Origin of the sequence: Burkholderia sp. AU4i (assembly GCF_000466765.1) — a bacterium.
Classification (GTDB): domain Bacteria; phylum Pseudomonadota; class Gammaproteobacteria; order Burkholderiales; family Burkholderiaceae; genus Burkholderia; species Burkholderia cepacia.
The window spans coordinates 42,619-53,578 of the sequence record NZ_ASSI01000158.1 but is presented as its reverse complement, the minus strand read 5'-3'; the positions used below and the strand labels follow the sequence as shown (position 1 = coordinate 53,578).

General features: G+C 63.4%; 14 protein-coding genes and 1 tRNA gene. 4 read left to right on the top strand and 11 right to left on the bottom strand.

Going from position 1 to position 10,960, the window contains the following annotated elements; all coding sequences use genetic code 11:
- Positions 1 to 389: 389 nt before the first annotated feature.
- Both L810_RS31480 and L810_RS31475 read right to left on the bottom strand, forming a co-directional pair.
- On the bottom strand, positions 390 to 920 hold the full coding sequence (locus L810_RS31480; protein ID WP_021162277.1) for a cytochrome b: 531 nt from the start codon (positions 918 to 920) through the stop codon (positions 390 to 392).
- Complete coding sequence (locus L810_RS31475) at positions 920 to 2,014, bottom strand: catalase family peroxidase (protein ID WP_021162276.1); 1,095 nt, start codon at positions 2,012 to 2,014, stop codon at positions 920 to 922. Before L810_RS31475 ends, L810_RS31480 begins: the two co-directional genes overlap by 1 nt.
- A 156-nt stretch (positions 2,015 to 2,170) precedes the next feature.
- Here L810_RS31475 and L810_RS31470 point away from each other — a divergent pair, with 156 nt between their 5' ends.
- Together L810_RS31470 and L810_RS31465 are read left to right on the top strand one after the other, a co-directional pair.
- Positions 2,171 to 2,692 carry a sigma-70 family RNA polymerase sigma factor gene (locus tag L810_RS31470; protein ID WP_021162275.1) on the top strand — a complete coding sequence of 174 codons (522 nt, stop codon included), beginning with the start codon at positions 2,171 to 2,173 and terminating at the stop codon, positions 2,690 to 2,692.
- Complete coding sequence (locus L810_RS31465) at positions 2,689 to 3,447, top strand: anti-sigma factor family protein (protein WP_021162274.1); 759 nt, start codon at positions 2,689 to 2,691, stop codon at positions 3,445 to 3,447. Before L810_RS31470 ends, L810_RS31465 begins: the two co-directional genes overlap by 4 nt.
- Positions 3,448 to 3,694: 247 nt before the next feature.
- Here the strand turns inward: L810_RS31465 and L810_RS31460 are convergent, their stop codons facing one another.
- The 7 genes from L810_RS31460 to L810_RS31435 form a co-directional block, all read right to left on the bottom strand.
- Positions 3,695 to 4,261, bottom strand: coding sequence for a hypothetical protein (locus tag L810_RS31460; RefSeq protein WP_042976889.1), 567 nt, complete (start codon positions 4,259 to 4,261; stop codon positions 3,695 to 3,697).
- Positions 4,262 to 5,012: 751 nt separating this feature from the next.
- Positions 5,013 to 5,330: a hypothetical protein gene (locus L810_RS31455; RefSeq protein ID WP_021162273.1), complete on the bottom strand. Its 318-nt coding sequence runs from the start codon at positions 5,328 to 5,330 to the stop codon at positions 5,013 to 5,015.
- A gap of 15 nt (positions 5,331 to 5,345) precedes the next feature.
- On the bottom strand, positions 5,346 to 6,263 hold the full coding sequence (locus tag L810_RS31450) for an Imm72 family immunity protein (protein WP_021162272.1): 918 nt from the start codon (positions 6,261 to 6,263) through the stop codon (positions 5,346 to 5,348).
- 16 nt (positions 6,264 to 6,279) lie between these two features.
- Positions 6,280 to 6,903: a hypothetical protein gene (locus L810_RS31445; RefSeq protein ID WP_021162271.1), complete on the bottom strand. Its 624-nt coding sequence runs from the start codon at positions 6,901 to 6,903 to the stop codon at positions 6,280 to 6,282.
- A 96-nt stretch (positions 6,904 to 6,999) separates the two neighbouring features.
- A complete protein-coding gene (locus L810_RS45980) occupies positions 7,000 to 7,215 on the bottom strand; it encodes a hypothetical protein (RefSeq protein ID WP_081076152.1) in 216 nt (71 codons plus the stop codon).
- The gene (locus tag L810_RS31440; protein WP_021162270.1) at positions 7,212 to 7,523 is read right to left on the bottom strand and encodes an Imm53 family immunity protein; all 312 of its coding nucleotides are present in this window, start codon (positions 7,521 to 7,523) and stop codon (positions 7,212 to 7,214) included. The genes L810_RS45980 and L810_RS31440 overlap by 4 nt, the downstream gene beginning before the upstream one ends.
- Positions 7,524 to 7,548: 25 nt before the next feature.
- The gene (locus L810_RS31435) at positions 7,549 to 7,803 is read right to left on the bottom strand and encodes a hypothetical protein (protein WP_042976888.1); all 255 of its coding nucleotides are present in this window, start codon (positions 7,801 to 7,803) and stop codon (positions 7,549 to 7,551) included.
- Positions 7,804 to 8,390: 587 nt separating this feature from the next.
- On the opposite strand from L810_RS31435, the gene L810_RS31430 reads away from it, so the two are divergent.
- Together L810_RS31430 and L810_RS31425 are read left to right on the top strand one after the other, a co-directional pair.
- A tRNA-Val gene (locus L810_RS31430) sits at positions 8,391 to 8,467 on the top strand.
- A gap of 321 nt (positions 8,468 to 8,788) precedes the next feature.
- Positions 8,789 to 9,304, top strand: a complete 516-nt coding sequence (locus L810_RS31425) for a DUF2628 domain-containing protein (protein ID WP_021162268.1) — start codon at positions 8,789 to 8,791, stop codon at positions 9,302 to 9,304.
- 113 nt (positions 9,305 to 9,417) lie between these two features.
- Here L810_RS31425 and L810_RS31420 read toward each other — a convergent pair whose 3' ends face one another.
- Both L810_RS31420 and L810_RS31415 read right to left on the bottom strand, forming a co-directional pair.
- A complete protein-coding gene (locus tag L810_RS31420; RefSeq protein WP_021162267.1) occupies positions 9,418 to 10,299 on the bottom strand; it encodes a sigma-70 family RNA polymerase sigma factor in 882 nt (293 codons plus the stop codon).
- Entirely contained in the window at positions 10,299 to 10,775 is a 477-nt protein-coding gene (locus L810_RS31415; RefSeq protein ID WP_021162266.1) for a carboxymuconolactone decarboxylase family protein, read from the bottom strand. Before L810_RS31415 ends, L810_RS31420 begins: the two co-directional genes overlap by 1 nt.
- Positions 10,776 to 10,960: the final 185 nt, after the last annotated feature.

Here is a 10,960-nt window from a genome sequence, read left to right as displayed (position 1 = left end):
TCTGCGAGGAACTTCGTGTTTCTCAGCAGTGCTGCGTTTTCAGCAGCAGAGAAGCGAGATTATTAACCGTTTTTTAAAACTCGTCAACAACTTTTTTAACTACTTCGTTGCGACGACTGCGGTTTAATTTCGTATGTACTGGAGTTGCTAAAACCAACTTCAACAGCACCGCTTCCCTTCTTCCTCCGCGCTGCGTTTCCGTTAGCGCGAAAGAGGCGTGATTCTAAGCACCTGCCCCCGTCTCCGCAACCCCTTTCGTGAAATATTTTTGACATGCTATGCCGGGAGCAGCCGAGCCTACCCGAGTGGCCATATATAAGCGGCACGGCAAGAGCTGCCCCGGTCGCCCGTATACAGCCCCGCCGCCGCGAACTCGACCTTCCCGTCGGTTACCGCCCGACCATCGCCCTCACCACGCCGTCCCGCCGGATCAGTCCGTGATACAGCGCCGCCGCAAAGTGCGCGAGGAACGTCAAGAAGAACAGATACGCCAGCACACGATGCGCGACCCTCAGCCAGGCGAACGTCACCGGATCAGCCGACACCAGCGCCGGCAGCTGCACACCGCCGCCCAACGTCACCGGATACCCGCCCGCCGACAGCATCGCCCACCCGATCAGCGGCATCGCGACCATCAGCGCATACAGCACGAGATGCGATCCGTGCGCGGCCGCCTTCTGCCACCACGGCAGATCCTCGGGTAACGCCGGCGGCTTCGACAACACCCGCACCACGATCCGCACGCACACCAGCACCAGCACGGCCACACCCAGCGGCTTGTGAATCGCCACCAGAACCTCGTGCCGCCCGGAAACGGACGCCACCATCCCCACCCCGATGAACAGCATCGCGAGAATCATCGCGGCCATCACCCAGTGCAGCACCCTCGCGGGCAAACCAAACGTCGCAGAAGTCTTCATCACCGTCCCTCCGAACTCAACCTGGCCACGCCCGCCACGCCGGCCTCTTCACTCGTCCTGCGCAGATACGAATCCGCATAGGCAGCCGAGCGCGCCGCCAGCAACGGATCCCCCGACACCTGAATCCCCTGCGGCAGCACCGTCGGGTCGTAATTCACATCCCGGCACGGCCCGCTGTCCTGCGCCTCCACGCGGTCGAGCACGAGCGTGCCCGCGTCGATCGTCGTGCGCTGCGCGGGCCAGACCTTCGTGGCGTCGTCCACCGGATCGCCGGGCTCCGCCAACGTGACCAGCAGCTTCCACTTCTGCGCACCCGCCGCAATACGTTGCGTCACGTCCTGCTGCAACACGTTCGGGTCCGCCGCCGTCGCGACGTCGCCGGCGCCGGCCGTCTGCTCCGGCACGACGCGCCACCGCACCGCCTGGCGCTTGCCGGCCGCGTCGACGAAGTAGAACGCGTTCAATCCGTAATAGCTTTCGGTGACGTAGCTCGCGCTCGGCTTCGCACCCTTCACCCATTGCAGGAACGCGCCCGCCTCCGGGTGCGCGCCGAAAAACGCCTTTACCTTCGCCGGGTCGGGCTTGCCCGTCTTCGGATCGGGCCGGGTCGCCAGCAATTGCGCGTAGAACGCCTGCGGCGTCGCCACCGGAAACACGGGCATCGCGTTCATCCCCGTTCGCCATTGCTCGCCATCGGGCGCGGTGAGCTTCAGCGCGAGGCTGCGGATCGGCACGCTGCTGTCGGGCGCGTACGGGTTCCCGCCCGGCAACGCGAAGCGCCCGACCACCGGCGTGCGCACCGCCTTGAAGAACGGCGCGACCGAATACGCGCTCGCGGCGCCGTTGCCTTCGAAGTAACCGGTCACGCACACGCCCTTCGCGTGATTGCGCCGGAAGCCCGGGTGAATGCCGCCGCCGGCCGTCTGCAACGCATCGACGATCCGGTGCGGGGTCAGACGCGCCGGCGCAAGCCAGCCGCCCGCGTAGCCGAACGCCACGGCCACGCCGGCCACCGCGCCGCCGATCGCGGCCCAGCGCCACCACCCGCGCCCAGGCTCGCGCTGCGGCGAAGAAGAGGAAGAAGATCGCTCCATGAATGTGCTCCCGACCATCAGGTCATTGTCGAACCCGCGTAGGACGCCACCCGCGCCGCTTTATTCCACGAAAATTTTTTTCCTATGCTGGTGGAATAAGCGGCGCCCACCGGCGTCTTACGCGGCATCTCTACCCATTCGGCAACCGGCCCGGCCATGCCCTCCACCGCCCTCGACGACGACGCATTGCGCGAACTCATCCCCAGGCTGCGACGCTTCGCGCTCTGGCTCGCGCGTGACGTCCACGCGGCCGACGATCTCGTCCAGTCGACGCTCGAGCGCGCACTGTCGCGCTGGACGAGCCGCCGCGACGACGCGTCGCTGCGCAGCTGGCTCTTCACGATCCTGTACCGGCAGTTTCTCGACGGCAAACGCAGCGCGAAGCGCTACGCGTGGCTGCTCGGGCGCATCCGCGACGACGACGAAGCGCACTGGCCGTCCGCTGAACGCGAATTCGCGGCGCGCGCGACGCTCGAAGCATTCGGCCGGCTCTCCGACGAGCAGCGCAGCCTGCTGCTGCTCGTCGCGGTCGAGGGCTTCACCTATCAGGAAGTCGCCGACCTGCTCGAGGTGCCGATCGGCACCGTGATGTCGCGGCTCTCCCGCGCGCGCCAGGCGCTGCGCCAGCTCAGCGACGGCGAGCTTCCAGCTCCTTCTCTCCGGTTGATGAAGAAATGAACATTCCTCCGAACGAACACGACCTCCAGGCCTACGTCGACGGCCAGCTCGACGGCGATGCGCGCGCCGCGGTCGAGCGTTATCTCGCGCTGCATCCGGAGCGCGCGGAACAGGTGAAGCAATGGCAGCAGGATGCGCAGCGGTTGCGGGCCGCGCTGGAAAGCGTGCGGATGCCGGCGGATAACCTTGCGCTGGATCCTGCCGCCATTCGCGGCAGGCAGGCGGAGCGCACGCGGATGCGGTTCGCGATCGCGGCTTCGTTCGTGTTCTGCGTCGGGCTGGGGACATTCGGCGGATGGCAGGCGCGTGGATGGAACGCGGCGCCGCCCATTGCACCGATGAGCGATGCAGTCGAGGCTTACCGGATGATGGTGGTCGATCAGACGGCCAAGGTGGATTACCGGCCGACCGGTGCGGGCGATTTGCAGGGGTGGCTCACCCGGCGAGTGGGGGCATCGGCAAGGCTGCCGGATCTGAGCGCGGCGGGGTTCAGGCCGGTCGGAGGGCGGTTGTTCACGACGGATAGCGGGGCCACGGCTGCGATGGTGCTCTATGAAGACGAGGCCGGGCGGACGCTCAGCTTCTATCTCCGGCCGGCGGAATCGAAACATCGTCTGCTGCCGGCCGGGCAACGTGTGGATGGCGCGTTGCTCGCGCGGTACGGGTCGGTGAACGGGCTCAACTATGCGGTGGTCGGGCCGGCCGGGAGTCTCGCGGAGAAAGCGGTCGCGCAGGCGCTCGATCAGCAGACTTGAGTGGTGCGATGCGCGCCCGGTCGGCGGTCGGGGGTGGCCGCCAGCGCCTTTTGTGGCGCGGCCCGGCGGGCTTGAACGGGCGCACGCTCACCGCTCGCTTGCACAGTGTTTCGACTGACTTTCCCTGGCTGTTATGCACATCGAAGCCGCTCCGGTGCCCTCACCTTTGGAATCACAGGGTTTCGAGTCGCTGCGGAACAGGATGTCCACATCGATCACGGGTAAGCGATCCGGCTTCCAAGGATGGCTACGATCCTGTCCGTCCAGGTAGAGTCGCCACCGAGACCTGGCTGCCGGCAAGCATCTTGTTCGCTCGACGCACGAACACCCAGTGCCAAACCCAGAGGAAAACTGCAACGCCACCGGCGATGGAGCCAAGGGTATCGGGTATCAACGAAACAACCTGCGCAAGACACCACCCGATGCCACTGATCCGGCCGAACGAGCGCAGACCCGACAGCGCCGGATTGATACGAGACTCCGCTTCCAGGGACTTCGCAACGTTGGAAATAATGAAGAAGTCCTCGATGAAGTTGTACGGCAAGAGGAACATGAGCCAGACGCTGTTGGGTTCGGCCGCGCGCGATCCTTGGTTGACCGATTTCAGGGTAGTCCTCAGGTCGCTCGCGTACGCATAGACCAGAGCCAGGAAAACCGTGATGACGACGATGCCGCCGATTGTCCCAAGCCTCTCCATTTCGCCGAGAATGCCACCGTCTTCTGAAGGATGGACAAGGGGATAGGCGAGCCCAAAGGCAATGGGAATGCTCAGCATGGCTTTGAGAATGATCCGTGCAGTTGCAGTTGCGCTCATGTGTATCCGATGGATAGGTGCGTTGTCACCGGCAGCATAGCGAACGATCGTCCTCGCCGTGCGACTTTGTCCTGGTATATGCCGCCTTCTCTCGCGACGCCAGTCGAGTCGGTGTCCGAACCGCACCGGGAATCGTGGAGGCCGGTCAGCTTGATCGTGGTGACGCTACATGCTGATATCGTTCGGTTCGCTCACCTTGGGTCTGCACAGTGTTTCGAGTTGCGTGGAAGCGTGATATCCACAACCCGCGAGGTGACGCAAACATCCTCACCACATTCGCGTACCCTCACCCGCTGAATGCACAGGATTTCGAGTGTCCTGGCTGCTCGATATCCACACGGCACTCAGTCACGGCGGATCGCGCGAACATTCTCCCCATCACCTGCTCCATTCCGGAAAATCCCTGTCCAGCAAGGCATTCGGGCTGTTTCACATGGTCGAGTGCATGGCGCTCACCTGTCCGAGGCACAGCGATTCGACTGGCTGGGCGTGCAGGTTGTCCACATGCGGCACGTCGGCAAGCGCACGAACGTGATGCACTTTCCCCCGCGCTCGCATCGTGGAGCCGGCATTTCTGCGCTCAGTCGCGGGCTCACGTATCCGGATCGGCTCGTCACGGTCAGAATTCGTCGGGATCCGCCCCCCGCTTGCGATCCGAGCGCATGCTCACCTGTTGCTCGCACAGCGTTTCACGTCGTTTGCGCCGCAGTTACCCACATACGAAGGCTGACCACCTTCACCGCCGCCCAGGTCACTTGGTCAGATAAACCTTGAGAATCTCGCCTGTTTCCGGGGAGATGACGTATTTCATCGACGTCCCGAGCGGGCTTGCATTGCCGAGCCCGCGCGCGCCGGGAGGCATCTTCGCCAGAAACGTCACGCCGATGACGTGGTCGTCCGGTTTCGGATCGACCGTCGCGGCACTTTCGTCCGTGATCCAGATCTCGAAGTTGTGCAAATCCTGCCCGGTCTTCGCGAAGTCGTCATAGGCGGCTTTCAGACCGAGCAGCGTCGCGGTATTGAGCCGGACGGAACATCGATCGACTTCGCCGAAATTCAGCTTGCTCATGGCGTTCTCCGGATATCACGGGTTCGGGTTCGTCTGCGGCGCTTGCCGTGGCTCGAGGAAATATTGCGATTCGTCGGGAATGACGCCGTTCACGTAACGCCGGTCTTCCCACAGCAATCGCCAACACGTCGGGATGAACAATCCCGGGAAATCGTCCGTGATGTTCGGCGCACGCGTGCCCCGAACGAAATAATTGAAGCAACCTCCGTTACGCAAGCCGGGCATGACGATCGGCACGAGGCCCGGCCGCCTCGACCACTTGACGACGACAGGCTCCCAGATGCCGTCGCAAGGCACTTTCCGGCCGGTCCAGATGATCGGGCCAACCGCTTCTGGAACCGCAGGCAGCTCCTCCGGAAACACCGGGTAGGAAACCGTGTGGAAGTTGCGCTCATAGGCATTCGGGGACAACAGCTGTCTCGCCGAGCGCAGACGTGCGAGGTTGCCGAATCGATCGTCCGAATCGAACGGCGCAGACTCCATCTGGTATTCCGATGCGTGCAGCAGCCGGGCCAGCGCGTCGATCTTCGGCGGGTACGGGGCAACCTGCCCACCGCGATCCCAGTAATCGGGATTCGGGTAGAAATACGCGTCCAGAAGGTGGTATTGCCGGTACACGTGCTTGAACGGCCCACCGCTCCGCCAGCCAATCCGGTTCCCTCGGGCCAGCTCGGTCAGCCCTCGATCGTAAGCCGCGAGAATGTCGGCGATGATCGGAAAGTGGGTGCGCTGGATGGCCTCCGGATCACCATCGGGCCACGTGTTCACTGCATGCTCGTACGCGTTCGCGAAGCGCTCGAATGCCTCGCGCTTGCGCGTCCAGAGCGACAGGCTCGTCAGGCGTTGCAGCAGCCAGAAAATCTTGCGCCGGGTAGCGTCGTCCGTCATGTCGTCCTGCTCGATCGCAAACGGCGCCGGTTGCCTGCCCGTCATGCCCTCTCCTTTGCGTTCACGCCGGCGCAGCGTCATCGCCCAGGCCGCTGCGTTTCAACACCTCCCGCAGGCACACCGGACACACATACTCACCGGCGTCCTGCAGCCGCACGAACATGGCCGGATCGTCGATCCGGAACGTCGAATCGACGATGTCGATATCCGGCCCGAGCACCTTGCGCAAAAACGCTTCGTCGAACCAATACTTGGGCTCGTGCTTCACACGGGCATCGATCACCCGCACGACGTGACAATCACGGATCACATCGATCGTGAGAATCGCCGTTTCGATATCCGGCGACGACCGCGTCGGCCAGATCAGCCCGTGAAGTTCGCATCGCGCGAAACCGCTCGGCCACTTTGCATTCGCCGCGACGACGGACGTATCGAACGCCTGCTCTTTCGTCGTCGGTTGATGAGGCGCTTCGCCGGAGCGCACGAGCAGTTCGTCCAGACACGCCAGACAGACATACGCGCGCAAGCGCTCCAATGCCGCGATCTTCGGAAATGCCTTCACGTGCGCGACCCGATCGACGAAGATCGCATCGACCTCGTGCTCGTCAAGCTCGGCGCGCAACACCCACATCTCCCAGCTGTATCTCGGCCGGTCGAGCGAGACCTTCACGAGTTCACCGGGCATACACTGCCCGCGCAGCCTGATGCGTGCGTCCACACCCTTCGATGTTGTCGCCGTGGAAGCGCGTCCGTGTCGATGGCAAACGATCGGTCCCATTCCTCACTCCAGTTGCGAGCGCCGCTTGCGTCGCCCTGTTCTTTCTTCGGTTTCGTCGCGCCGTGGAAGACATCGAGCGATCGCGCATTCCCCGCGACCGGATTGCCGAGCCAAGCCCAACCGTGCCAGCCCATCGGCGACGGCGACCACCTCGGTCACGACAACCGCAACACGGCCGGCAATCTCCGTCACCAGCATTTCGTCGACAGGTGCCTTCATCGATCGCTTTGTCCTTCGTCGTTCGTCGCGCGCCAGTCAATCCACTCGACCGCGAGCAAGAGGAGCTCCTGCAAATTGCCCGGGCCGCCGTAGCCGGTGAATTCAGCGCTGGTCGCACGCACGGATATCCAGTCCGACTCGTTGCGCTCGATCGACAGATCGATCACCTTGCCAGACGTCGCGCCGTCGAGCTTCACCTTCCATCCCGGATTGTCCAGCGTGACGACCTCGATGCCGTGCGCGTGTTCCCAGACGCCATCGCAACGCGATTCGTACCAGCGCTGCAGCGCAGTCAAGGAATCAATCATGTGCCTGTGCCTCTCGTCATCCGGTTCACACCATTACGAGCCATCTGATGATGTCTTCGATGTCTTGGCGAGACAGCTTTCCGACGCGATCGACAAATACCCCGTAGCCGAGATCGAACTTCACGTTGAATCGCTCACCTTTGTAGCGGCAGCACAGGACATCGGCTTCCGGGATCGACACGCGTTGCTCGAACACGATGTCGCCCGGATGTTGCTGCATTCGATGCACGACTGTGTCGATATCGAGCGTGTCGAGCCTGGGCAACGAAGAATCGGTCATGTGTCGTGAGCCTGTTCGACGGGCCTTTGCATCCTGGATGCCGGCGATTCTACAGACATAAGGGTCCGCACATCACCCACGCACTTCACAGCTTCCCGATTCGTTCTTCTGTTCGCCGCACGCAGTGCATATCCCGGGCGGATCACAGTCGACGGACTGTGCTTATCCAAAGGTGTTAACAGGGTTCGTATATATACGTAGTGATAGTTAACAAGCGCTGTGCCTCACAGTGGATAACCTCCGTAACGCACTGAATTTTCAGCACGAAGCCGGATGCATAACCATGGGTGTCGCACGTGAACAGCTCCGCGCAGCACAGAACAACTTTTCGCCGATTCACAGACTCGCCGACATATCCTCAATCGTTCCACTGTGAATCCAGAGGCTTGCCGGACGGTTATCCAGAGGGCAATGTGGATAACATCACCGCGCATCGACGCGTTTTGCTGTGATGCGAAGCGGTGAGGGCGACGTGCCCGGCATCGCCATGCACCATCGATCGTTTGCCCCCGCACGCGCCGATTCAAAAAATTTTCACGAAAGGGCTTGTGCTCCTCAAAAACCCTCTCTATAATTCGCGGCTTCTTAGGCTCGTAGCTCAGTTGGTTAGAGCACCACCTTGACATGGTGGGGGTCGTTGGTTCGAATCCAATCGAGCCTACCAACGAACAAAATGAAGGGGTCCGGCAGCGCAAATTGCCTACAGGCAACGCGGCTCGCCAAACATACAAACGCCACGCGGCAACCTCGCGTGGCGTTTTTCTTTTTCCGGCCGAAACAACGCGAAACGACGCATGTCGCCCTGATGCGTCGCGCGATCCACGGCATCGCATCTCCACCGACATCCTGGCCCGTGACGCTGCGACCTGCGCTGCACGGCAGGTAGAATCGTGTGCGACCGAAGCGGCTGCGCCGTTCGACTTTCACCGCATCCGACCACATCAAAACAACAACGCGCGACCCGCGCGACTGAGAGCACCCGACCATGTCCGACGTCACGACCGCCGCATCGTCCGCGAGCAACGACGAAATCGCCGCTTACGTCGGCAAGAAGGCTGCCTGGTTCGAGCGGAAATGGACGATCGCCGCGTCGCGCAAGAACCGGCAGTCGTGGAACTGGGCAGCCTGTTTCCTGGGCCCGGTCTGGATGGCGTATCGATGCATGTACTGGCAGGCGGCGGCCGTCCTTGGCGCGTCGCTCGCGATCACGCTGGTCGAGCTGCTGTTCTTCCCGACATACTTCGAATCGAGCACGCTCGACCCGGTCACGATCGGGATCGCGGTGTCGCTCGGCTGGTACGGGAACGGCCTCTACAAGGCGCACGTCGAGCGCCGGATCGACAAGCTGCGCCCGAACGCGACGTCGCGCGAATCGTTTCTCGCGTTGCTGGAAGCGCAGGGCGGCACGAACTGGCTCGCGGCGACCGGTTTCGCGATCGCGACGCCGTTGCTCGGCTTCCTGATGATCGTGATCCGCAACCTCGTGGTCGGCACGTATTGATTGCACGAGTACGAGCACGAACCGGCGGCCGGTAAAGCAGGGCGGCAGGACGGTGAACAGCGCGCATCGCGGCCGTGGATGTCCACGGCACCCGACGCGCGACTCCGCCACCCTCAGTGCAGATGCTTCAACTTGTCAGGATTGCGCACGACATAGATCGCGACGATCTTGCCGTCCTCGATCTCAAGCGCCGTGGTCTGCAGCTCGCCATCGGATTCCAGCGTGACGAAACCCGGCAGCCCGTTGATGAACCCGGCACGCACGAGCTTCGATGCATGTGTCGCAAACAGCTCGGCCAGATACTCGTGCACCTTCATCACGCGCTCGAAGCCGAACACCGGCTTGCCCGCCGCCGAGCGCTTGCCGCCGCCGTCCGAATGCAGGCTCACGTCCTCGGCGAGCATCGCGCCGAGCGTGCGCATGTCGCCGCTGCGTGACGCGGCAAAAAACGCTTCCGCCAATTCGATCCCGCGCTGTTTCTCGACATGAAAGCGCGGCCGCGCCTCGCGCACATGCGTACGCGCCCGTGCGGCGAGCTGCCGGCACGCGGCCGGGTCGCGCTGGATCGTCGCGGCCACTTCGTCGAACTCGAGGCCGAACACGTCGTGCAGCAGGAACGCCGCGCGTTCGAGCGGCGAGAGCCGTTCGAGCGCGAGCAGCAGCGGCAGCGTGACGTCTTCCTGTTCGTCTTCCTCGACGACCGGCTCGGGCAGCCACGGGCCGATATAGGTCTCGCGCTGGTGCCGCGCGGACTTCAGCTGGTCGAGGCACATGCGCATCACCATGCGGCGCAGGAACGCCTCGGGCACGCGCACCTCGGTACGGTCGACGTCCATCCAGCGGATGAACGCGTCCTGCACCATGTCCTCGGCATCCGCGACGGAACCGAGCATCCGGTACGCGACGCGGATCAGCGTGCGACGCAGCGGGTCGAAGCTCGCCGCCGCGTCGGCCCGTGCTTCGGCGCTGCCCCTGGCCGGGTCGAGAGGCGGCATCAGGCCACCATCTTCGCGGCGGCGGCCTTCGCGTCGGCCGGGTCGATCCACAGCCCGAAGCCGACGGCGAGCCGGTTCCAGCCGTTGATCACGTTGATCATCAGCGTGAGCTTCACCTGTTCCTCCTGGCTGAAGTGGTCGTTCAGCGCCGCGTAGGCTGCCTCGTGTGCGGCGTGGCCCTCCGACAGCCGCGTGAGCGCATCGGTCCAGCCGAGGGCCGCGCGTTCGCGGTCGGTGTAGCAGGGCGCTTCGCGCCACGCGGCGAGCAGATAGATGCGCTGCTCGGTCTCGCCTTGCTCGCGGGCCTCGGCCGTGTGCATGTTAATGCAGTTCGCGCACGCGTTGATCTGCGATGCGCGGATCTTGACGAGCTCGATCAGCGTCGGCTCGAGGCTCCCGGCAGCGGCGACCGACACGGTCATCCAGTTCTTCATCAGTGCAGGTGCGGCGGCAAACGGATTGAGTTTCGCAGTCATGGTCCTTCTCCTTTCGTGTGGGTTCCGGTGACATGACGAGCGAGCCCCCCGCGTGTGTGACATCGGCTGAAAATTTTTTCGAAGCGCGTTTGGCCGCGGACCCGGACGAAGGGCGGGGCGGTTCATCGCCGTGCCGGTCGCGGCGCACGCACACGTTCGTCAGACAAATCCGGGCATCTCGGGGC

What these genes read in the sequence shown, in the direction of transcription:
- L810_RS31425 (WP_021162268.1), top strand. Translation starts at nt 8,789, where the DNA reads ATGTCCGACGTCACGACCGCCGCATCGTCCGCGAGCAACGACGAAATC.
- L810_RS45980 (WP_081076152.1), bottom strand. Translation starts at nt 7,215, where the DNA reads ATGAAGGCACCTGTCGACGAAATGCTGGTGACGGAGATTGCCGGCCGT.
- L810_RS31475 (WP_021162276.1), bottom strand. Translation starts at nt 2,014, where the DNA reads ATGGAGCGATCTTCTTCCTCTTCTTCGCCGCAGCGCGAGCCTGGGCGC.
- L810_RS31480 (WP_021162277.1), bottom strand. Translation starts at nt 920, where the DNA reads ATGAAGACTTCTGCGACGTTTGGTTTGCCCGCGAGGGTGCTGCACTGG.
- L810_RS31470 (WP_021162275.1), top strand. Translation starts at nt 2,171, where the DNA reads ATGCCCTCCACCGCCCTCGACGACGACGCATTGCGCGAACTCATCCCC.
- L810_RS31460 (WP_042976889.1), bottom strand. Translation starts at nt 4,261, where the DNA reads ATGAGCGCAACTGCAACTGCACGGATCATTCTCAAAGCCATGCTGAGC.
- L810_RS31435 (WP_042976888.1), bottom strand. Translation starts at nt 7,803, where the DNA reads ATGACCGATTCTTCGTTGCCCAGGCTCGACACGCTCGATATCGACACA.
- L810_RS31440 (WP_021162270.1), bottom strand. Translation starts at nt 7,523, where the DNA reads ATGATTGATTCCTTGACTGCGCTGCAGCGCTGGTACGAATCGCGTTGC.
- L810_RS31450 (WP_021162272.1), bottom strand. Translation starts at nt 6,263, where the DNA reads ATGACGGGCAGGCAACCGGCGCCGTTTGCGATCGAGCAGGACGACATG.
- L810_RS31455 (WP_021162273.1), bottom strand. Translation starts at nt 5,330, where the DNA reads ATGAGCAAGCTGAATTTCGGCGAAGTCGATCGATGTTCCGTCCGGCTC.
- L810_RS31415 (WP_021162266.1), bottom strand. Translation starts at nt 10,775, where the DNA reads ATGACTGCGAAACTCAATCCGTTTGCCGCCGCACCTGCACTGATGAAG.
- L810_RS31465 (WP_021162274.1), top strand. Translation starts at nt 2,689, where the DNA reads ATGAACATTCCTCCGAACGAACACGACCTCCAGGCCTACGTCGACGGC.
- L810_RS31445 (WP_021162271.1), bottom strand. Translation starts at nt 6,903, where the DNA reads ATGCCCGGTGAACTCGTGAAGGTCTCGCTCGACCGGCCGAGATACAGC.
- L810_RS31420 (WP_021162267.1), bottom strand. Translation starts at nt 10,299, where the DNA reads ATGCCGCCTCTCGACCCGGCCAGGGGCAGCGCCGAAGCACGGGCCGAC.